Raw genomic sequence first — 19,904 nt, forward strand, 5'->3', positions numbered from 1 at the left:
GCAGGACACGCGCAGTGCAGGACACGCGTAAAAGGTGACAGAAGATGTCCGGCTTCCCGGGCACTCTCGATCACGACATCGCTCGTGGACGAGAGGAACGGGAGCCGGACATGGCAGCGTCACCGGAAGAGTCACTGGACAAGCCGCTCGCGGGGAGGGTCGCACTCGTCGCCGGTGCGACCCGGGGCGCCGGACGCGGTATCGCCGTCGAACTGGGCGCGGCCGGCGCCACCGTCTACGTCACCGGCCGCAGCACCCGCGCCCGGCGCTCCGAGTACGACCGCCCCGAGACCATCGAGGACACCGCCGACCTGGTCACCGAGGCCGGCGGCCGGGGCATCGCCGTACCGACCGACCACCTGGACCCGGCGCAGGTCGCCGCGCTCGTCGACCGCGTCGCCCGCGAACAGGACCGCCTCGACATCCTGGTCAACGACATCTGGGGCGGTGAGAACCTCTTCGAGTGGGACAACCCCGTCTGGGAGCACGACCTCGACAAGGGACTCAGACTCCTGCGGCTCGCAGTCGAGACCCACGCCGTCACCAGCCACCACGCCCTGCCGCTGCTGCTGCGCCGCCCCGGCGGACTGGTCGTCGAGGTCACCGACGGCACCGACGACTACAACCGCGACCACTACCGCGTCTCCTTCTTCTACGACCTGGCCAAGACGTCGGTCCTGCGCATGGCCTTCGCCCTAGGCCACGAACTCGGCCCGCGCGGCGCGACGGCCGTCGCGCTCACCCCCGGCTGGCTGCGCTCGGAGATCATGCTCGACCACTTCGGCGTGCGCGAGGAGAACTGGCGCGACGCCCTCGACCGAGTCCCGCACTTCGCCATCTCCGAGACGCCCCGCTACGTGGGCCGCGCCGTCACCGCCCTCGCCGCCGACCCGGACGTGGCGCGTTTCAACGGCCGGTCCCTCTCCAGCGGCGGCCTCGCCCAGGAGTACGGCTTCACCGACCTCGACGGCAGCCGCCCGGACGCCTGGCGCTACGTCGTCGAGGTGCAGGACGCGGACAAGCCCGCCGACGTCACCGGTTACCGCTGACGGGCGACAGCGGCCGGCGGGCCGCGTGCCCCGGGGGAGGGCCAGGTCCTCCCGTACGGCCGTGTAGTAGCCCTCGCGTCCGGCGCGCCTCCGCTCCAGCAGGGTCTGCCAGGCGTCCGGGTCACGCGTCCCCTCGCGCAGGAAGCGCTCCATCTCCAGCACCGTCACCACCCACGCCCGTGCCTTCTCCACCACGTCCCTGCTGCCGAGCAGGAGCAGCGCCTCCCCGGCGGGATCCCGGGCGAGGGTGGCCTCGGCCTGGGCCGGCGCGGCCTCCTCGGGGCTCAGCGGGTGCGGGTGCGGGTCGTTGCCGAGGTGGGCGGCGACCCGGTACGTCAGCGTGACGGAGGTCTTGAGGGTCCGCGCGTAGTCGGCGTAGACCGCGAGCCGGCGCTCCTCCCAGCGGGCCGCGGTCTCACTGCGGAACCGGGCCCGGTCACTGCGGACGACGGCGGGATACGAACCGAGCGCTCCGATGACGACACCTATGAGCGCGGGGAGTTGCTGCAAGAACGCGGACATGGGGGCACGCTGTCTGCCTGAGTGATCGTCGCGGCAGTACCGTCGGGCCATGACGGACACAGGGCGATTCACCGACCACGGAGTACTGATCACCGGCGCCGCCCGGGGCATCGGCGCGGCCACCGCACGCCGGTTCGCCACCGAGGGTGCGCGGGTGCTGCTGACCGACGTGGACCTGACCGCGGCGCGGCGCACGGCGGGCGAGCTGACGGAACAGGGCCTCACCGCGGAGGCGTTCGGCTGCGACGTGGCCGACCGGGCGTCCGTCGAGGCGGCCGTCGCCCACGCGGTGGACACCTTCGGCGCCCTCGACGTGCTGGTCAACAACGCCTACGCCTGCTCGCCCGACGCCCCTCTCTTCGAGGACGAACCCGACGAGGTCTGGGCCCGCGACCTCGACGTCACCCTCACCGGCGCCTACCGCTGCTGCCGTGCCGCGCTGCCGCACCTCGCGGCCTCGGGACGAGGCGTGATCGTGAGCGTCGGCTCGGTCAACGGCGTCCAGGACTTCGGCAACCACGCGTACAGCGCCGCCAAGGCGGGCCTCGGTTCCCTGACCCGCACCCTCGCCGGGCACGCGGCCGCGCGCGGCGTCCGCGTCAACCTCGTGACGCCGGGCACCGTGCGCACCACGGCCTGGGAGGGCCGGGAGGACGATCTCGCGGCGGTCCGAAGGCTGTACCCGCTGGGGCGGGTGGGTGAGCCCGAGGACATCGCGGCGGCCGTAGCCTTCCTCGCGTCGCGGGACGCGGCCTGGATCACCGGCACCACGCTGGTCGTCGACGGTGGTCTGACCGCGGTCAACACCGGGTTCCGGCAGGCGGTCCAGGAGTGGGGTGACACGGACTGACGGCCGGGCGGCGGTTCGAGGACGCCCGGTGGCGTTTGTCACCGTTCGGTCGCGATGTGGGCGCGGCAGGCAACCGAAGGCACCGGGCGGCGGTCTGACAGGCGGGGAACACACCCACCGATTCGACGCGAAAGGCTGACCGGCCATGGGGGACATACGCAGACGGGGAGCCGTCGTACTCGGAGTCACCGCACTGGTGGCACCGCTCACGCTCGCGCTCGGCGCCGCACCGGCCCAGGCGGCGAGCTGCACCACGCAGACGGGCCCGTACCAGAAGAAGGTGGAGAAGTTCCTCGGCCGCCCGGCCGATGGCAAGCAGTCCACCGCCGACTGCAAGGCGATCCGCGCCTTCCAGACCAAGCACGGCATCAAGCCGAACATCGGCTACGCGGGCCCTGTCACCTGGGGCGTGATGGACCTGATGGTGAAGCAGAAGGCCGTCGGCAAGAACCCCAACAAGTCGGGCAAGTGCCCGGTCAACAAGGGCCGTATCGCCTGCGTGGACCTCTCCCTCCAGCTGAGCTGGATCCAGGACGGCAAGAAGGTCGTGTACGGTCCCGTGCCGGTCCGCACCGGTCGCAACGGATACGAGACCCGCACCGGCCTGAAGAAGGTCTACTGGCGCAACATCGACCACCACTCGACCATCTACGACGTACCGATGCCCTACAGCCAGTTCTTCGACGGCGGCCAGGCCTTCCACTCGGCCGGCGTCAGCATGTGGAACCCGCCGGGCTCGCACGGCTGCGTCAACATGACGAAGACCGACGCCAAGAAGTACTGGGCGCTGCTGAAGAAGGGCGACGACGTCTACGTGTACGGCCGCAAACCGGGCACCTGACGGTCGTCCTCGGGCACCCGGCTCGCGCGGCCGCGTCACAGCACCGGCGCGTCCCCGAAGTCCGGGATCTCCAGCCTGGCCCCGCCCTGCCGCGCGGACTCGTGCGCGACGATGCCCGGCAGGGTGTAGCGGGCGGCTACCCAAGCGTTCACGGACGGCAGGGTCCGGGAGTTCACCGCCGTCACGAAGTCGTCCACCAGGAAGTGGTGGCTGCCCTCGTGTCCGTTGTGCATCTCGTCGAACGCCCTCGGCAGCCGCGCCCGGTCGTGCACCGGCGCCGAACCCGAGGTGAAGGCGGCCCGCAGCTCCGGCGCGACGTGCTGGAGGGACGGGTCGTCGGGCGACATGGTGGGTTTGGGCTCCAGCAGGTCGCTGATGTCCTCCACCCCGGCTTTGTCCTGCCACAGGGCCACCGTGGCGAGCTGCTCCATGCTCGCCTCGGTGCCGAAGAAGCGGAAACGGGACTCCCGGATGTGCGAGGGATAGCCGACCCGCCGGAACTCGTTCGTACGGAACGACCCGCCGCCGGCCACCTCGAACAACGCCGTCGCGTTGGAGACGTCGTTGTCGAACCGGCTCACCGACCGGTCGAAGACCCCGTCCCCGCGCTCGTCCACCACTCCGAGCGCCGAGACGCTGACCGCGTGCGTCTGCCAGGCGCCCAGCACCCCGCCCACCGAGTGCGTCGGGTACAGCAGCGGCGGATAGCTGGCGGTGGCCTTCCACTCCTCGCCGCCGCTGTACCGGTACGCGTCGTAGAAGCCCAGGTCCATGTCGTGGACGTAGTCGCCCTCGGCGTAGAAGAGCCGCCCGAAGGCGCCCTCGGCGATGCGGTTGCGGGCGTGCACGGTCGCCGGGTTGTACTGGCTGGTCTCGCCCATCATGTACGTCAGTCCGGTCGCCCTGACGGTGTCGATCATCTCCGCGATCTCCCGCGTGCTGATCGCCATGGGGACCGCCGAGTAGACGTGCTTGCCCGCGCCCAGTGCCTGGAGCACGAGCGGGCCGTGGGTCCAGCGCTGCGTGAAGATCGCGACGGCGTCGACCGCCGTCGACTCCAGCATCGCCTCGTAGGCGGGGAAGGTGCCGGCGAGGCCTTCGGCGGCGGCGAGCCGCTCGGCCCGCTCCGGCAGCAGGTCGGTGGCATACACGTCGCTCACACCTGGGTGTGCCTGGAAGAGCCTGGCGAACTGGCCGGAGAACTGGCCGGCACCGACGATGCCGAGGGAGAACGTCATGGATGGCGTGCCCTTCACTGGTCGCTTCACTGGTGGCGTCATTGGTCGCGTCACTGGTCGAGGATGAGATTGATCTGGTCGTTGGTCTCGTCGAGGCGGCTCACCGGCTCGCCGCCGCCGTAGATGTCCTGCATGGCGGGCTGCATGAGCGCGTGCACGTCCGCCGCGTAGTTGGTGACGGGGTACGTGAAGGTCCGGAAGTCCGACGCGTCGTCGACCGGCCGGGTGAAGGCCGATACGTCGATACCCTTCTTCTCGTAGGCCGCGACGGCCGCCTCGGTGCCGTCGGGCGTGGCCGGGAAGACGATGCCGTGGCCGCCCACGGTGCGCTGGCACTCCTGGGAAGCCAGGTACTTCACCCACTTCAGGGCGCCCGGCTTGTTGCGGGCGTTCTTGGTGACGGAGTCCGCGAGACCGTTCATCATCGTGGCCCGCTTGCCGGTCGGGCCCGCCGGGGTGACGGCGGTGGCGACGTCCATGCCCTCGAAACCGGCATACGTCGAGAGCATCCACGCCCCGTCGAAGGCGGTGGCCGCCCTGCCCGCGGCCACCTGCGCATTGGCCTCATTGGACTGGGAGTAGTCGGTGAGAGGGGCCAGGTAACCCTTGTCCGCGAGTCCGAAGTACCACTCGATCACCGGCTGGAAGGTGTCGTCGTCGTACCGGTACTCGGTGCCCCACCGTTCCTTGTCGGTGTAGGTCCAGCCCGCCGACGCGGCGAAGTGGCTCCAGGTGGTCTGACCGTCACCGTCGCCACCGCCGTTGGAGGCGAGGCCGTAGGTCTCGACGTTGTCCTTGTCGAAGCCGGGTTCGTCGCCCCGCCTGCCCTTCTCGTCCACCGTCAGGTGCGCGACGGCCTTCTCGAAGGTGCCGCCGTCCTCGGGGTTCCAGGACAGACCGTTCAGCTCCTCGGCGCTCAGCCCGGCGTCCCGCGTCATCCTCTCGTTGTAGAGGAGGAACGACACCGCCGTCTTCGTGGAGGCCGAGACCTGGTTCGGGGCGGGGCGCGGCCTGGACCGGTTCGTGGTCCTCACCATCGGCGCCGGCGTCGGCTACGGACTCGTGCTCGGCGGCAAGCGGGTGCCGTACTCGGGGGGCGAGGACCGCGGGTTCGGCCGCCACTGGATCCTCGACCCCCACGGCCCGCTCACCCCCGACGGCCGGCGCGGCAGCGCCGTCTCACTGCTGACCATCCCCACCATCCGTTACCAGGTCAGGGCCGCCACCGGCCGGGACTGGAGCTACGAGGAGATTCTCGAGTCCGCCGCCGAAGGTGAGCCCATGCCCGCCCGGGTCGTCGAGGAGGCCGGGCGGGCCCTGGGCACCCTGGTGGCGCAGATCGCCAACTTCGTGATGCCGCAGCGGATCCTGCTCGCCGGGGAGGGGGTCGGCCTGATGGATGTGGCCGGTGATGTGGTGGAGGACACCATCCGCGACAACCGGAATCCGCAGGCCGCGCCGGTCGACCTGGAGACCAGGATGTCCGACTTTCACGACTGGGCGCGCGGTGCCGCAGTGCTGGCGATCCAGGTGCTGGTGCTGGGGGCCGCGCGGGTGTGAAGTGGCGGGCCGTGTGCGGCGGAACACAGTCGCTCTGAACGAACTCACCGGTAGGCCTTGACAGATGGGAAGATCGACGTGATCAGTAACACGGTCCGGTATGTCCGTTTGGCTCGCCATTGCTCACATCGTCTTCACGGTGGGCGCCGTATGCTTCACAGTATGTCCACCACTGTTGAACCCTCCTCCGAGCGATCGGCTGCCGAGGTCAACGAGGAGATCCGGGCCCTGTGGCTCCGGTCGGGCGGGACACTGAGCGTCGAGCAGCGCGCGGAGTACCAGCGGCTGGTCATGGAGTGGGCCACCGCGGCCCCGGAGCCCGTGCAGGCCGCCTGAGCGGCTGAGGCTCCTCAGCGCATCGGAGCCCCGGCCCCGGGCGCCCCCTCGGGACGGGCGCCCTTCTCGCACTGGCCTCGGCCGTCCGCTACGGCGTCGTCGTCCCCAGCTCTCGGCTTCGCTCGAGCCGGGAGGTGCCCCCCACCACCGGCAGCCTGCTGTCCCGGCGCGTCCACTTCGCCGCCGTCACCTTCCTCGGCCGGGTCTGCGGGCTCCTGCTCGCCTGCGTGGCGCCCTCCTCGTGACCACCCCCGACGTCCCCACCGCGGACCTGCTGTGGGGCGCCCTGTCCGGCGTGGGCAGCGGCGTCGCCATGCACTTCCTCAACCGGGGCCTGAGCCGCGGCGCGATGAGCGTGGTGGTGCCGGTGAGCGCCGTCACAGGGGTCGCGCTCTCCGTCCTGTGCGGCGTACTCGTCCTCGGAGGCCGCCTCGGCGCTCGCACGGGTGGGGATCGCCGGCATCGTGCCAGCGCTCTGGCTCGTCTCCGGCGGCGGCACCGGTCCGGGCCACGCCGTCACCGACGGTCTGCTCGCCGGCGCGGCCGTCGCCGTCCAGTACCCCGCCCTCGGGCAGGCCGGCCCCGAAAGCGGCCTGTGGCCTGCGACGGCCGGCCGCGTCGCCGCCGCGTACTCCTGCTGCTCCCCGCCGCCCCCCGGCACCCCGGGCGCCTGCGACTGCCGCCGCGTCGGGCCGCCGAGGCACTGCTGATCGGCGCCGGTGCCGCGCTCGGCCTGATCCTGTACCTCCTCGCCGCCCAGCGGCAACCGCTGTCCGTCGCCGTGGTCCTCGCCTCCCGATACCCGGCACTGCCCGTCGTCCTGGGCCTCGCCCTCCTCCACGAGCGGGTCGACCGGCGGCAGGCCGTGGGCCCGATCGGCGCGGCGGCGGCCACGGTGCTGCTGACGCCGGGCCGAGCGCCGGGACCCCGTGTGTGGCGCACGCCGCCGCCCCACGCCCGGACACGGGCGGCCGGCCGTGGCGGCCGAGGGTGGGCTCCGGTCCGTGTCCGCCCCACAGCTCAGCCCCATGTCGCCGAGTAGTGCCGTCGATAGGCCTTGCGGTCCTGTTCCGCGCGGATCCACCGGGTGGCCACCAGGGCGATCATGCTGCCCGCGACGACGAGCATGCCCGGGCCGACGTTGCGGCGGTCGGTGAGACGGGAGAGCAGGGTCGAGCCGTTGACGCCCGTCACGGGCGCAGCGGCCCCGGGCGTCGCGGCACCCGGCACGGTCCCACCGCCACCGCCACCGCCACCGCCACCGCCACCGCCACCGGTGGCGGCCGGTGAGGAGGGCGCGGCGCCGGACCCCGCCCCGTCCCGCGCGGAGACGATCAGCTCCACACCGAGTGACTTCATGGCCTCCGGCAGCGGCTGGAAGAACGTCGTACCCCCCTTGTCGCAGTCGCCGCTGCCGCCCGACGTCAGTCCGAGCGCGACGCCCTCGGAGAACATCGGCCCCCCGCTGTCCCCGGGTTCGGCGCACACGTCGGTCTCGATGAGGCCGGTGACCGTGCCCTCCGGGTAGTTCACCGTCGCGTCGAGCGCGGACACCTGGCCGTCGCGCAGCCCGCTGGTGCTGCCGCTGCGGAACACCCGCTGCCCTACTGCTGGTTCACCCGCACCCGTGATCCGCACCCCCTTGGCACCACCGACCGCCACCACGTCGGCGCCGTCACCCGCCTTGCCGTTCGCGTACTCCACGAGGGAGAAGTCATCCCCGGGAAAGCTCCCGGCGACCGTCCGGCCGACCTGCCGGCCGCCCCCGTCGTCGCCGAACCAGACGGACCCCGTCGGCCCGCAGTGGCCGGCGGTGAGGATGAAGTCGTTCTGTCCGTCGGTCACGTTGAAGCCCGCCGAGCAGCGCCCCGCCGTGGACAAAATCGGCTCCGCGCCGTTCAGCCGAGTCGTGAACGTGCCCTCGGTCCGCTCCATGCGGACGAAGCCGCCGATGCCCTCCGCGACGCCCGTCAGCCGGGACCAGTCGGACCCGGAGACCGTGCTGTCGCCCCGTACCACCACCTCGTTCGACCGGTAGTCGAGGGCCCACGCCGTACCGGGCACCCGGGGCGCCGAACGCAGCGTCGAGGTGGCCGACTTCAGCTCGGACATGCTGTGCCGCACGAGCTTCGCCTCGGCACCGGCCCGCCGCACCGCCTCGGCCGTGCTCTCGTCGGTGACCGCGACGACCGGACGCCCGTCGGTGCCGACCCAGTGGCCCGCCGTACGGGAGGCGCCCAGCCGTGACACGAGGCCGGCGCCGGTACCGGACGCGGGCTGCGCCGACGTGTGCGGCGCGGCGGACGTGTCGGGGGGCTCGCTCGCCACCGCCCGGGTGACCATCGTCCCCCCGACCAGGAGTCCGCCGACGGCCGCCAGCCGTGCCACTCGCCGGACGATGCGTCGTCGTGCGTGCCTCATGTGTGCGCTCCCGAACCCGGACACACGGCGTCGCCGCCGCGGGGGCCTCCGGACGTCGAGCGCCCTCCTCCCATACGGGGGCGGGCCCGCCCGTGTTCACCGGGTCGGCTCCCGTCGGTGCTCGTCCATGCCGGCGGGCGGCGTCGGCGGCGTCCATGCTCCCCGTTTCCCGGTCGCGCCGCGGGCCCCTATCTTGTGCCACATGACCAGCATCCCGCGGCACCAGCCAGGTGAACCGAACCCCCTGCGCGCACTCACCCTCGACCAGCTGCGCCGCCGTACGAGCATGAAGTGGCGCACCTACCCCGCGGACGTGCTGCCGCTGTGGGTGGCCGAGATGGACGTGCCGCTCGCCGAACCCGTCGCGCGCGCCGTCGTCGACGCCATGGAACTCGGCGACACCGGCTACCCCTTCGGCACCGCCTACGCCGAGGCCCTGGCCGCCTTCGCCGGCAAGCGGTGGGGCTGGGACGACCTCGCGGTGGAACGCACCGCGATCGTGCCCGACGTGATGCTGGGCGTCGTCGAGATGCTCAAGCTGGTCACGGGGCCGGGCGATCCGGTGGTCGTGAACCCGCCGGTGTACCCGCCCTTCTACCAGTTCGTGACGCACATGGACCGGCGCGTCGTCGAGGCGCCGCTCGGCGCGGACCTGCGCATCGACCTCGGGGTACTGGAGGAGGCGTTCCGGCGGGCCGTCGCGGACGGCGGGCGGGCCGCCTACCTGCTGTGCAGCCCGCACAACCCGACCGGCACGGTGCACACCGCCGAGGAGCTGGCCGCCGTCGCCGCCCTCGCCGAGCGGTACGGCGTCCGGGTCGTCGCCGACGAGATCCACGCGCCGGTCGTGACCGCGGGCGCGCGGTTCGTGCCCTACCTGAGCGTGCCCGGCGCCGAGCGCGGCCTCGCCCTGATGTCGGCGTCCAAGGGCTGGAACCTGGCCGGGCTGAAGGCGGCCCTGGCCCTCGCCGGACCCGGCGCCGCCGCCGACCTGGCGCGGATGCCCGAGGAGGTCGGCCACGGGCCGAGCCATGTCGGCGTACTCGCCCACACCGCCGCACTGCACGACGGCGCCGCCTGGCTGGACGCGGTCCTGTCCGGGCTCGACGAGAACCGGCGGCTGCTGACCGACCTGCTGGCCGAGCACCTGCCCGGCGTCGTCCACCACCCCGGGGAGGCGACCTACCTCGCCTGGCTCGACTGCCGCGCGCTCGGCCTCGGCGACGATCCGGCGGACGTCTTCCTCCACCGCGGCCGGGTCGCCCTCAGCTCCGGCATTCCCTTCGGCACCGGCGGGGCGGGACACGTACGGCTCAACCTGGCCGCCTCGCCCGAGGTGATCAGGGAGGCGGTGCGGAGGATGACGGCGGCCCTGGCCTGAGCGAAGGGCGCGATGTCGTCCGGCACCTATACTTCCGGACCATGGACGACGCCTCACTCACCCGGCTGGGCGCCGGCAAGTACCTGCTGGTCACCACGTACCGGAAGAACGGCACGCCGGTCGCCACCCCGGTGTGGGTGGTGCGGGACGAGGACACCCTCGGCGTCTGGACGGCCGCCGACTCCTGGAAGGTCAAGCGCGTGCGCAACCGCGCCGACGTCCTGGTCGGCCCGTGCGACGTGCGCGGGAGGCCGACCGGCGACCAGGTCCCGGCGACCGCGGAGATCTGCGACCCGGCCACCACCGGCCGCTACCGCCGGCTGATCGCCCGCAAATACGGCATCGTCGGCCGTCTCACCCTGTTCGGCAGCCGGCTGCGCCGGGGCCTGGACGGCACCCTGGGGATCCGCATCACGCTCACGTCCTGAACGGCCCGGCGGGAGCGCCCCGGCGCCGGGGACGGAGCGTCCCGCGCTGGACTGACCAGCTCTCAGGTCCAGGCCCGGTACGGCTCGTCGACCAGCTGGAAGACGGGTTCGCCGCGTACCGGGTCCTTGGCCGTGGACAGCCGCACCCGGTCCCCGCTGTGGATGCCGATGAGCGGGCCCATCACCCGGCCGCGCAGCACGAAGCCCTCGGCCATCTCGATGAGGGACACGTTGCGCGCGGCGGGGGTGTTGCGGTGCACCACCGTGGCGTGGCGCACCGTCCCCGTGCCCTCGCTGCGTTCGGTCCGCAGGTCGCTGCCCCGGCAGACCGGGCACAGCACCCGGTGGTACATGGCGGTGCCGCACCAGGTGCAGCGCTGGAAGAAGACGGCCTCGGCGTCCGGGGCCTTGGGGTCGAGCACGCCCGTCGCGGAGCCGACTGCCTGCTGAGCGACGTTTCCTGAGTGGTGGTACACGCTGGTCAACTCCCTGCACTCGGGCCGGAATCCCGCGTGCGCGGTCGCCCGGGCACGCGTGTGCGCGGCTCGCCGTGCCACCGTGCACGCCCCACAGCGTATGGCACTGAGTGTCACCCGTAAAGGCACTGCGTACCCTCGTTTCCGCGCCCGTGACCACTCGGCCGGCGATCGTCAGTCGCGGGCGAACGCGGTCTCGACCTCCCGCACCACCTGCCACAGGGGCGTCCCGCGCCGGGAGACCACGACCACCACGTCCTCGGGCGCCTCGCCGCGGGGCGCGATGGGGGCATCGCCGAACGTGGACTGCGCGTACCCCAGTGCGTGGTCCACCGCGGCGCCCGCGTCGTCCCGCCCGTCCGAACGCAGCCAGGACCGCAGGGCGTTGTTGTGCGCCGCGACCACCGCGGCCGCGATCACGTCGGCCCGCAGGATCCCGTCCGGCCGCCCGCCCAGGCGCCCGCGCAGGTACTCGGCGAGGGCGCGCTCGTAGCGCCAGACCACCGACAGCTCGTACGCGCGCAGTCCGGGGACCTTCTTGGTGAGGTGGTAACGCTGCACCGAGAAGGCCGGGTTCTCGGCGTACATCCGCAGCACGAGCCGGGCCGCGTCGCAGACCCGCACCACCGGGTCGGCGTCCTCGGGGGAGGCGGCCAGGAAGGCCGTCATGTCGGCCAGGCACCGCTCGTGGTCGGGGAAGACCACGTCCTCCTTGGAGGGGAAGTAGCGGAAGAACGACCGCCGTCCGACACCGGCGAGCGCGACGATGTCGTCGACGGTCGTCTGCTCGTAGCCCCGCTCCAGAAACAGCTGAAAGGCCGCCGCGACCAGCGCCTCCCGCATCGGCGGCCGGATACCCGCCGCGTCCGTCCGGTCCCCGCGGCGGGGCGCCGCACTGCTGGAGCTCATGAAGGGGAACGTAGCAGCTCACCGGCGGCCATGACACTCAGTGCAGGGAATGGAGGGAACTGAGTGTCCTCATCGACCGACCGTCTCGCCGCCTCGTCGCGCCGGTCGCATACGATCACTCCCGGTCAGCCCCGAGGAGTTCCGCATGCCGTCCCACCGCCCCCGCATCCTGTACGTCACCGACCTGGCCTATGAGGCGCGCGGGCGGCGCTACTGCGACGAGGACATCTTCCTGGCCTCCCGTCTGCGCGAGGACTTCGACCTGGCCCTGTGCCACCCCCGGGACGCCGCCGCGCTGTTGGACGCCTTCGACGCGGTAGTCGTCCGCAACAGCGGTCCCGTGCTGGGTCACCAGGCCGCCTACGACGCCTTTCGCGAGCGCGCTGCCGAGCGCGGAACCCGCGTCTACAACCAGCTCACCGGCCGGGCGGACATGGTCGGCAAGCAGTACCTCCTCGACCTGACCGACGCGGGACACCCGGTCATCCCCACCGTCGGACGGCCGGAGGACCTGCACCGGCTGCCCCCGGCGGACGAGTACGTCGTCAAGCCCAGGCTCGGCGCGGACTCGGTGGGCCTGCGGTTCGTGCCCGCGGACCGCCTGCGGGAAACGCTGCGCGGCGACGCCGGGGACCTCCTCGTCCAGCCGCGCGTCGACTTCGCCCACGAGATCTCCTTCTACTTCGTCGACCACGACTTCCAATACGCCCTGTACGCGCCGCACCCCGACCGGCGCTGGCGGCTGGAGCCGTACGACGCCTCACCGCAGGACCTCGACTTCGCGCGGCGGTTCATCGAGTGGAACGGCATCGACCACGGCATCCAGCGCGTCGACGCCTGCCGCGCGCCCGGCGGTGAGCTGCTCCTGGTCGAACTGGAGGACCTCAACCCCTACCTGTCGCTGGACGCCCTCGACGAGGCGGGCCGGGACTCCTTCGTCACCGCCCTGCGGGCGGCCCTGCGGCGCCTCCTCGCGGCATGACCCGCCCGGGAGCGGCGCCTAGCATGGCCGGCATGGACGTGTTTCTCGGCCGGCTCGACCCGGACATGTGCGTGGTGACGGCCGCGGCGGACGGGGAACGGGCGGGCTGCCTGGTCGGCTTCGCCTCGCAGTGCTCCCTCGACCCCGTGCGTTTCGTCGTATGGCTTTCCGAGGTCAACCGGACCTTCCGGGTGGCGCGTTCCGCCGACGTCCTGGCGGTCCATCTGCTCGCCCGCGACCAGCGCGGGACGGCCGAGGTCTTCGGCGGGCAGACCGGTGACCGGGTGGACAAGTTCCGGCAGGTCCGCTGGCGTGAGGGGTACGGCGGGGCGCTCGTGCTGGAGGACGCCGAGGCGTGGTTCGTCGGCCGAGTGGTGGAGCGCGCCGCCGGAGGCGATCACGTCGGCTTCGTCCTCGACCCGGTCGAGTGGGGCGGGCGGGAGACGTCCGGCGGACGGCTGCTGCGGCTCGCCGACGCCCACACCGTCCGGCCCGGCCACCCGGTGGACTGACCGGCGCCCACGGTGACTCGGCCGGTCTGTCCGGCACCGGCACGGTCCCGTCCGGCACCGGCACGGTCCCGTGCGGGTCAGCCCGGGTCAGCCCGGGTCAAACGCGAGTCAGCACGGGTCGGCACGGGTCAAGCGCGAGTCAGCGCCCGGCGGCGCCCCGCTCGACCAGCGCCTCGGTGACCGCCCGCACGCTGCGCGCGATGTGCTGCAACTGCAGGACCTCCGCCGCGTACAGCTTGATGGTGTGCTCGATGACCGACTCGGGCAGGCCGAGCCGGGGCAGGTCCGCCCGGGCGGTCTGCAGGGCGGTGCGGGCCACCCGGATCTCGTTCTGGACCTGGATCTGCGCATGGCGGGCGAGCAGCACGGGGTGGCGGATCAGCACCGGGTAGCCCGCGTAACGGGCCGGCACCAGCTCGCGCAGCCACTTGGCCGCCGAGCGTTCCCAGTCGTAGCTGCCGGGAGTCTTGACCTGGCACGGCCAGTCCGGGCTGATGCGCGTGGTCGTCAGGGGCATGATCATCGCTTCCGGGTGTGCGGCGTCGACGGGTGGGGCGACGGTTGGGGCGGTCCCGGTCCAGGGGACGACCGGGACCGCCGCGGGCGCTCGCGCAGGCGATGCCCGACGGAACACCCCGGCTTGCGCCGGAGCGGGTAGGAGCCGGCTGCCAGGGGTGTTCGCGCAGGTGTGGACGCGCTCCGGGGCGGCCGGGTCGCGATCCGTGAGCAGTATTTATATATGCCAATCGCTTTGCAAGGCGTATGAAAACATTCATGCCTGCTTTGACGGGGACGGCCCCCGTCCGCGCCGGCCGAGCGGGGCCGAAACCGGGGCCGGCTCAGTCCCGGAGAAAGAACTGGTGCTGGTCGGCGACCTGCTCGTACTCCTCCAGCCGGGCCTGTGTCCGCTCCGGATCGGCGTCGGTCATGGCCTGGAGCAGCGCGGCGCACATCACGCCCGGCGCCGCGTAGGAGTCGAAGACCAGCCGTGACCCGGTGCCGGTGGCGAAGGTGACGTCGGCCTCGTCCACGACGGGGCCGAGCGCCAGGTCGGTGATCAGTGCCACCTTCAGTCCGGCACCGCGTGCCACCCGGACGGCGCCCAGGGTCTCGTGGGCGTGCCGGGGCATGGAGAAGGCCAGTACCCAGGTGCCGCCCGCCTCCCGGGACTGGAGCAGGGCGTCGTAGGCGACGGTGCCGCCCCGGGTCACCAGGCGTACGTCGGGGTGGACGCGGCGGGCGGCGTAGGCGAAGTACTCGGCGAGCGAGACGGAGATGCGCAGCCCCAGGACGGTCAGCGGCGCGGAGGCGGCCAGCTTGCGTCCGACGTCGATCACCCGGTCGGCGTCGGCGAAGTCGCGCCGCAGGTTCTCCAGGTTCTCGATCTCGGCGTCGACGGCCGCCTGGAGTTCGTTGCCCCTGTTCTCCTCGGCCGGAGCGCCGCCGCGGGTGCCCAGCGCGATCGACTGGAGCTGCTCCCGCAGCGCCGGGTAGCCGCTGAAGCCGACCGCCGAGGCGAACCGCGTCACCGAGGGCTGGCTCACGCCCACCCGGTCGGCGAGGTCGGTGATCGACAGGAACGCCGCCTCGGTGAGGTGCTCGATGAGGTACTGCGCGATGCGCCGCTGGCCCGGGGAGAGACGGGGCCGGTCGAACAGCGTCCTGAGCCGGGAGTTGGGGGAGACCTCCGTCTCCGGCACCGTCCTTCCCGAGGTGATCGCCGACGCCTGCGCGCGTGCCTGCTGCGGCGATGGCACGGATGCGCCTTCTTTGTCTCCCACGGAGGTCAACATAGCTCACCCCCTGTGTCCGGCAGGACGGCGTCACGGGCCGGCCCTGGGCCCGCACGGGCAGGCATCCGCCCCGCGGCGAACCGGCATCCGCCCCGCGGTGAACCGGCATCCGCCCCCGCGCGGAACGGGCATCGGCACCCGCGCGGAACCGGCATCCGCACCCGCGGGGATAGCACGGCCATGGCCGGGAACCCGCCGCCACGGAAGCAGGAAGTACTTACAGCACGGACGAGGAGCCACCGTCATGACCGTCCCGGAAGAGAACCGGCCGAAGACCGACACCACCGACGACGTTCTCGACCAGCGCGACCAGGAGGCGTCCCGCCCGCCGGGTGGCACCGGCCGGACCATGCGCGAGGCCCTGGAGGAGGCGCAGGTCCGCCCCGACGACTACGACGAGGAATGACCGCCCGGTAACCGCGCGCCGCCCGCGCAACACCCGGCAGGTGAATACCGCAAAACTGACACGCCGCGACAGCCGGGTGGGCCAGGTACTCGGCGACAGCCTGGCCCGGCACGCCGAACGGCACGGATACGAGGGGGCGGGCCCGGCGGCCGTGCACATCACGGAGTCGCACGACGTGGCCCAACGGCCGCTACCGCGTGGCGAGCGGTGATGCCCCACGGGAGTGCCGACGGCTTCCCGCACGCGGAGCCCCGGCCCGCGTGACACCAACATCCCGGGACAGCACACCTAGTCGTCCGCGCCCGGCATCGCCCCCGCCGGTACCACGAGGTCGGCGCGGTCCCGGGTCGCGGCGACCAGGTCGGCGTTGCGCTGGTCGGTGCCGAGTACCCAGGCGACCGCGTCCTCGTGGGACTTGCCGAACCGCTCGTGCCGCGCCACCAGCCGGCGGACCCGCTCGGTCTCCGCCTGCTCGCAGAACCACACCTCGTCGAGCCGGGAGCGCACCCGCGCCCACGCGCCGGAACCCAACAGCAGGTAGTTGCCCTCCGTCACGACCAGCCGCGCCGACGCCGGCACCGGCACGGCCCCGGCGATCGGCTGCTCCAGTACGCGCTCGAAGGCGGGCGCGTACACGGTCTCGCCGCCCGCGCCCTCGTCCGGCTCCTCGCGCAGCCGGCGCAGCAGCGCCGCGTACCCGGCCGCGTCGAAGGTGTCGGGCGCGCCCTTGCGGTCCCGGCGGCCGAGACGGTCCAGTTCGGCGTCGGCGAGGTGGAAGCCGTCCATGGGCACGTGCGCGACCCACGGCGCGCCGGTCCCGTTCAGTTCCCGCACCAGACGCTCGGCGAGCGTCGACTTCCCGGCGCCGGGGCTTCCGGCGATGCCGAGGATCGCGCGCCGCCCGCCCTCCGGCAGTGAGCGGGCCCGGGAGAGGAGGTCGTCGAAAGTCAGCGGCACACCGCAGAGTGTGTCACCTGATCGGACCCGCCCCGGCGGGGAACTGTGTCGGTATGACGACGCAGCTAGGACTTCCCGACTCCATCCGCGCCTGCCTCTTCGACCTCGACGGGGTCGTCACCAGGACGGCGGTGGTGCACGCCGCCGCCTGGAAGGAGACGTTCGACGCCTTCTTGCGCGAGCGGGACGGCGCGGACTTCCGGCCCTTCACCGACTCCGACTACGATGAGTACGTCGACGGCCGCCCGCGCGCCGACGGCGTGCGTTCCTTCCTCGCCTCCCGCGGCGTCGAACTGCCCGACGGAGACCCCGACGACCCGCCGGACGCGCAGACCGTCAACGGCGTCGGCAACCGCAAGAACGAGCTGCTCCTCGAGAAGATCCGCACCGACGGCGTAGATCCGTACGAGGGCACGCTGCGCTACATCGAAGCGGTCCGCGCCGCCGGCCTCGCCACCGCGATCGTCTCCTCCAGCGCCAACACCCGGGACGTGCTCCACTCCATCGACGCCGAGCGCCTGTTCGACGTCCGGATCGACGGCGTCGTGGCCCGCGAGCGGAGGCTGCCGGGCAAACCACGCCCGGACACCTTCCTCGCCGCCGCCCGCGACCTCGGAGTCGAGCCGTCCCACGCCGCCGTGTTCGAGGACGCGCTCGCCGGCATGGACGCGGGCCGCTCCGGGCACTTCGGCTACGTCGTCGGCGTCGACCGCGTCGGCCAGACCGACGCCCTCTACGCCCACGGCGCCGACCGCGTAGTCAAGGACCTCGCCGACCTGGGAGGCCAGGCGTGATCACCAACCGGACGTACGCCGTCGAGCCCTGGTCCGTGCGCGAGACGGCCCTCAACCTCGACCTGCTCGCCCAGAGCGAGTCCGTCTTCGCCCTGTCCAACGGGCACATCGGCTGGCGCGGCAACCTCGACGAGGGCGAACCGCACGGCCTGCCCGGCAGCTACCTCAACGGCGTCTACGAACTGCACCCGCTGCCGTACGCCGAAGCGGGCTACGGCTACCCCGAGTCCGGCCAGACCGTCATCAACGTCACCAACGGCAAGCTGCTGCGGCTGCTCGTCGACGACGAACCCTTCGACCTGCGCTACGGGCGGCTCGTCAAGCACGAACGCACCCTGGACCTGCGGCGCGGCGTGCTGGAGCGGATCTGCGAGTGGACCTCCCCGGCCGGTACGACCATCCGGGTGCGCTCCACCCGGCTGGTCTCCCTCACCCAGCGGGCCATCGCCGCCGTGGAGTACGAGGTGGAGCCCGTCGACAGCCGGGCCCGGGTGGTCATCCAGTCGGAACTCGTCACCAACGAGAGCCTGCCCTCCCCGGACGGCGACCCCCGGACGGCCAAGGCGCTGCAGTCCCCGCTGGAGCCGGAGGAGGATCTCGCCATCGGTTCCAGGCTGCGCCTGGTCCACCGGACGCGGCGCAGCGGCCTGCGGGTCGCCGTGGCCGCCGACCACGTCGTCGACACCTCCGGGGAGATCACCACCAGCAGCGAGAGCAACACGGACGTGGCCCGACTGACCATCACCTCAGTGCTGGAGCCGGGACAGCGGCTGCGGGTGCAGAAGACGGTCGCCCACGGCTGGTCGGGCGCCCGCTCCCGGCCCGCGATGAGCGACCAGGTCGAGGCCGCGCTCGCCGCCGCCGCGCACAGCGGCTGGGACGGCCTGGTGGCTGAGCAGCGCGCCTACCTCGACGACTTCTGGGCGCGCGCGGACGTCGAGGTGCACGGCGACGAGGAGATCCAGCAGGCCGTCCGCTTCGCCCTCTTCCACGTCCTGCAGGCCGGAGCCCGCGCCGAACAGCGGGCGATCCCGGCCAAGGGACTGACCGGCTCCGGTTACGACGGACACGCCTTCTGGGACACCGAGATGTTCGTGCTGCCCGTACTGACCTACACCGAGCCCAAGGCCGTCGCCGAGGCGCTGCGCTGGCGCCGGGACACCCTGCCCGCCGCCCGGGACCGCGCCACCCAGCTCGGGCTGCGCGGCGCCGCGTTCCCGTGGCGGACCATCGACGGCTCGGAGGGCTCCGCGTACTGGCCGGCCGGCACGGCCGCCTTCCACGTGGCCGCCGACATCGCGCACGCGGCGGTGCGGTACACGGCGGCGACCGGCGACACCGACTTCGAACGCGACACCGCCCTCGAACTCCTGGTGGAGACGGCCCGGCTGTGGCGCTCGCTGGGCCACCACGACCACCACGGCGTCTTCCACATCGACGGCGTCACCGGTCCGGACGAGTACAGCGCCATCGCCTACGACAACACGTACACCAACCTCATGGCACGGTCGAACCTGCTCGCCGCGGCCGACGTGTGCGAGCGGCACCCGGACGAGGCGGCCCGCCTCGGCGTCGACGACGAGGAGAGCGCCGCCTGGCGGGACGCCGCCGAGTCCGTGCACATCCCCTACAACGAGGAGCTGGGCGTCCACGAGCAGCACTCGGGCTTCACCCGCCACCAGCGCTGGGACTTCGCCGCGACCGCCGCCGACCAGTACCCGCTGATGCTGCACTTCCCCTACTTCGACCTCTACCGCAAGCAGGTCATCAAGCAGTCCGACCTCGTCCTGGCGATGTACACCTGCGGCAGCTGGTTCGACGCCCACTGCGACGAGGACCAGATCGCCCGCAACTTCGCCTACTACGAGCCGCTGACCGTACGGGACTCCTCCCTGTCCGCCTGCTGCCAGGCCGTCGTCGCCGCCCAGACCGGACATCTGCGCCTGGCCTTCGACTACGCCGCCGAGGCCGCCCTGATGGACCTCGCGGACCTGGAGCACAACACCCGCGACGGGCTGCACATCGCCTCGCTCGCCGGTACGTGGATGGCGCTGGTCGCCGGGTTCGGCGGCACCCGCCGGGACGGCGACAGCCTCCGGTTCACGCCGCGCCTGCCCGAGAGGTTCAGCCGCCTCGCCTTCCGGCTCCAGTTCCGCGGCCGGTGCCTGCGCGTGGAGGTCCGCGCCGACAAGGCGACGTACACGCTGCTGGAGGGCGCACCCCTGACCATCCACCACCACGGAGCCGCCCTGACCGTCGACGGGGAGGGCCCCGTCACCCGCGCCGTCCCCGCACCCAAACGGCGCCCCACCCCCGAACAGCCCCCGCACCGCCGCCCCAACGCCCACTGACCGGCCGGACGCGGAGCGCGGAGAGAGAAGGAACGACACAGCGCGACTGGCTGACTTCCGCCCTGCGTATCCGTGGCCCGCGGGTTAGTTTGACCTTG

At 72.5% G+C, this 19,904-nt stretch carries 20 protein-coding genes and 2 pseudogenes; 14 read left to right on the forward strand and 8 right to left on the reverse strand.

What is annotated here, in order from left to right; all coding sequences use genetic code 11:
* Positions 1-110 precede the first annotated feature (110 nt).
* The 3 genes from ACIQ1J_RS08730 to ACIQ1J_RS08740 all read left to right on the forward strand — a co-directional run bounded on the left by ACIQ1J_RS08730 (position 111) and on the right by ACIQ1J_RS08740 (position 3,262).
* Entirely contained in the window at positions 111-1,049 is a 939-nt protein-coding gene (locus tag ACIQ1J_RS08730; protein ID WP_403555350.1) for an SDR family oxidoreductase, read from the forward strand.
* 571 nt (positions 1,050-1,620) lie between these two features.
* Positions 1,621-2,421, forward strand: a complete 801-nt coding sequence (locus ACIQ1J_RS08735; RefSeq protein ID WP_403555352.1) for an SDR family NAD(P)-dependent oxidoreductase — start codon at positions 1,621-1,623, stop codon at positions 2,419-2,421.
* A gap of 145 nt (positions 2,422-2,566) precedes the next feature.
* Positions 2,567-3,262, forward strand: coding sequence for a L,D-transpeptidase family protein (locus ACIQ1J_RS08740; RefSeq protein ID WP_403555354.1), 696 nt, complete (start codon positions 2,567-2,569; stop codon positions 3,260-3,262).
* A 35-nt stretch (positions 3,263-3,297) separates the two neighbouring features.
* On the opposite strand, the gene ACIQ1J_RS08745 is transcribed toward ACIQ1J_RS08740, so the two are convergent.
* Both ACIQ1J_RS08745 and ACIQ1J_RS08750 read right to left on the reverse strand, forming a co-directional pair.
* Positions 3,298-4,500, reverse strand: coding sequence for a Gfo/Idh/MocA family protein (locus ACIQ1J_RS08745; protein ID WP_403555356.1), 1,203 nt, complete (start codon positions 4,498-4,500; stop codon positions 3,298-3,300).
* Positions 4,501-4,550: 50 nt separating this feature from the next.
* A pseudogene (locus ACIQ1J_RS08750) lies at positions 4,551-5,456 on the reverse strand (extracellular solute-binding protein); the annotation flags it as partial.
* A gap of 1 nt (position 5,457) precedes the next feature.
* On the opposite strand from ACIQ1J_RS08750, the pseudogene ACIQ1J_RS08755 reads away from it, so the two are divergent.
* The 3 genes and pseudogenes from ACIQ1J_RS08755 to ACIQ1J_RS08765 form a co-directional block, all read left to right on the forward strand.
* Positions 5,458-6,060, forward strand: a pseudogene (locus ACIQ1J_RS08755) (ROK family protein); the annotation flags it as partial.
* 150 nt (positions 6,061-6,210) lie between these two features.
* Positions 6,211-6,396, forward strand: coding sequence for a hypothetical protein (locus ACIQ1J_RS08760; RefSeq protein ID WP_121745465.1), 186 nt, complete (start codon positions 6,211-6,213; stop codon positions 6,394-6,396).
* Between the two features lie 595 nt (positions 6,397-6,991).
* Complete coding sequence (locus ACIQ1J_RS08765; RefSeq protein WP_403555358.1) at positions 6,992-7,438, forward strand: EamA family transporter; 447 nt, start codon at positions 6,992-6,994, stop codon at positions 7,436-7,438.
* Here ACIQ1J_RS08765 and ACIQ1J_RS08770 read toward each other — a convergent pair.
* Positions 7,417-8,817 carry a S1 family peptidase gene (locus ACIQ1J_RS08770; RefSeq protein ID WP_403555360.1) on the reverse strand — a complete coding sequence of 467 codons (1,401 nt, stop codon included), beginning with the start codon at positions 8,815-8,817 and terminating at the stop codon, positions 7,417-7,419. The two genes, ACIQ1J_RS08765 and ACIQ1J_RS08770, sit on opposite strands and share 22 nt — an antisense overlap.
* Positions 8,818-9,019: 202 nt before the next feature.
* Between ACIQ1J_RS08770 and ACIQ1J_RS08775 the strand changes: the two genes are divergently transcribed.
* Together ACIQ1J_RS08775 and ACIQ1J_RS08780 are read left to right on the forward strand one after the other, a co-directional pair.
* Positions 9,020-10,198, forward strand: coding sequence for a MalY/PatB family protein (locus tag ACIQ1J_RS08775; RefSeq protein WP_403555362.1), 1,179 nt, complete (start codon positions 9,020-9,022; stop codon positions 10,196-10,198).
* Positions 10,199-10,239: 41 nt separating this feature from the next.
* Positions 10,240-10,626, forward strand: coding sequence for a PPOX class F420-dependent oxidoreductase (locus tag ACIQ1J_RS08780; protein WP_210958228.1), 387 nt, complete (start codon positions 10,240-10,242; stop codon positions 10,624-10,626).
* Positions 10,627-10,688: 62 nt separating this feature from the next.
* Here the strand turns inward: ACIQ1J_RS08780 and ACIQ1J_RS08785 are convergent, their stop codons facing one another.
* Both ACIQ1J_RS08785 and ACIQ1J_RS08790 read right to left on the reverse strand, forming a co-directional pair.
* On the reverse strand, positions 10,689-11,102 hold the full coding sequence (locus ACIQ1J_RS08785; RefSeq protein ID WP_210958229.1) for a Zn-ribbon domain-containing OB-fold protein: 414 nt from the start codon (positions 11,100-11,102) through the stop codon (positions 10,689-10,691).
* A gap of 174 nt (positions 11,103-11,276) precedes the next feature.
* Positions 11,277-12,011: a TetR family transcriptional regulator gene (locus ACIQ1J_RS08790; RefSeq protein WP_210958230.1), complete on the reverse strand. Its 735-nt coding sequence runs from the start codon at positions 12,009-12,011 to the stop codon at positions 11,277-11,279.
* A gap of 145 nt (positions 12,012-12,156) precedes the next feature.
* On the opposite strand from ACIQ1J_RS08790, the gene ACIQ1J_RS08795 reads away from it, so the two are divergent.
* Together ACIQ1J_RS08795 and ACIQ1J_RS08800 are read left to right on the forward strand one after the other, a co-directional pair.
* On the forward strand, positions 12,157-12,993 hold the full coding sequence (locus ACIQ1J_RS08795) for a hypothetical protein (protein WP_210958231.1): 837 nt from the start codon (positions 12,157-12,159) through the stop codon (positions 12,991-12,993).
* Positions 12,994-13,016: 23 nt separating this feature from the next.
* Positions 13,017-13,505 carry a flavin reductase family protein gene (locus tag ACIQ1J_RS08800; protein WP_403555366.1) on the forward strand — a complete coding sequence of 163 codons (489 nt, stop codon included), beginning with the start codon at positions 13,017-13,019 and terminating at the stop codon, positions 13,503-13,505.
* 139 nt (positions 13,506-13,644) lie between these two features.
* Here the strand turns inward: ACIQ1J_RS08800 and ACIQ1J_RS08805 are convergent, their stop codons facing one another.
* Both ACIQ1J_RS08805 and ACIQ1J_RS08810 read right to left on the reverse strand, forming a co-directional pair.
* A complete protein-coding gene (locus tag ACIQ1J_RS08805) occupies positions 13,645-14,028 on the reverse strand; it encodes a hypothetical protein (RefSeq protein ID WP_403555368.1) in 384 nt (127 codons plus the stop codon).
* Positions 14,029-14,344: 316 nt separating this feature from the next.
* On the reverse strand, positions 14,345-15,262 hold the full coding sequence (locus ACIQ1J_RS08810; RefSeq protein WP_403555370.1) for a MurR/RpiR family transcriptional regulator: 918 nt from the start codon (positions 15,260-15,262) through the stop codon (positions 14,345-14,347).
* 280 nt (positions 15,263-15,542) lie between these two features.
* Here ACIQ1J_RS08810 and ACIQ1J_RS08815 point away from each other — a divergent pair, with 280 nt between their 5' ends.
* Together ACIQ1J_RS08815 and ACIQ1J_RS08820 are read left to right on the forward strand one after the other, a co-directional pair.
* Positions 15,543-15,704 (forward strand): hypothetical protein, encoded by a 162-nt coding sequence (locus ACIQ1J_RS08815; protein ID WP_403555372.1) that lies wholly within the window; start codon positions 15,543-15,545, stop codon positions 15,702-15,704.
* A gap of 40 nt (positions 15,705-15,744) precedes the next feature.
* Positions 15,745-15,915: a hypothetical protein gene (locus ACIQ1J_RS08820; protein WP_403555374.1), complete on the forward strand. Its 171-nt coding sequence runs from the start codon at positions 15,745-15,747 to the stop codon at positions 15,913-15,915.
* Positions 15,916-15,992: 77 nt separating this feature from the next.
* Here the strand turns inward: ACIQ1J_RS08820 and ACIQ1J_RS08825 are convergent, their stop codons facing one another.
* Positions 15,993-16,661, reverse strand: coding sequence for a nucleoside/nucleotide kinase family protein (locus ACIQ1J_RS08825; protein WP_403555376.1), 669 nt, complete (start codon positions 16,659-16,661; stop codon positions 15,993-15,995).
* A gap of 53 nt (positions 16,662-16,714) precedes the next feature.
* Here ACIQ1J_RS08825 and ACIQ1J_RS08830 point away from each other — a divergent pair, with 53 nt between their 5' ends.
* Together ACIQ1J_RS08830 and ACIQ1J_RS08835 are read left to right on the forward strand one after the other, a co-directional pair.
* Positions 16,715-17,455 (forward strand): beta-phosphoglucomutase family hydrolase, encoded by a 741-nt coding sequence (locus ACIQ1J_RS08830; protein WP_403555378.1) that lies wholly within the window; start codon positions 16,715-16,717, stop codon positions 17,453-17,455.
* Complete coding sequence (locus tag ACIQ1J_RS08835) at positions 17,452-19,806, forward strand: glycoside hydrolase family 65 protein (RefSeq protein ID WP_403555380.1); 2,355 nt, start codon at positions 17,452-17,454, stop codon at positions 19,804-19,806. Before ACIQ1J_RS08830 ends, ACIQ1J_RS08835 begins: the two co-directional genes overlap by 4 nt.
* Positions 19,807-19,904: the final 98 nt, after the last annotated feature.

Source organism: Streptomyces sp. NPDC097107, assembly GCF_044762405.1.
GTDB lineage: Bacteria > Actinomycetota > Actinomycetes > Streptomycetales > Streptomycetaceae > Streptomyces > Streptomyces thinghirensis.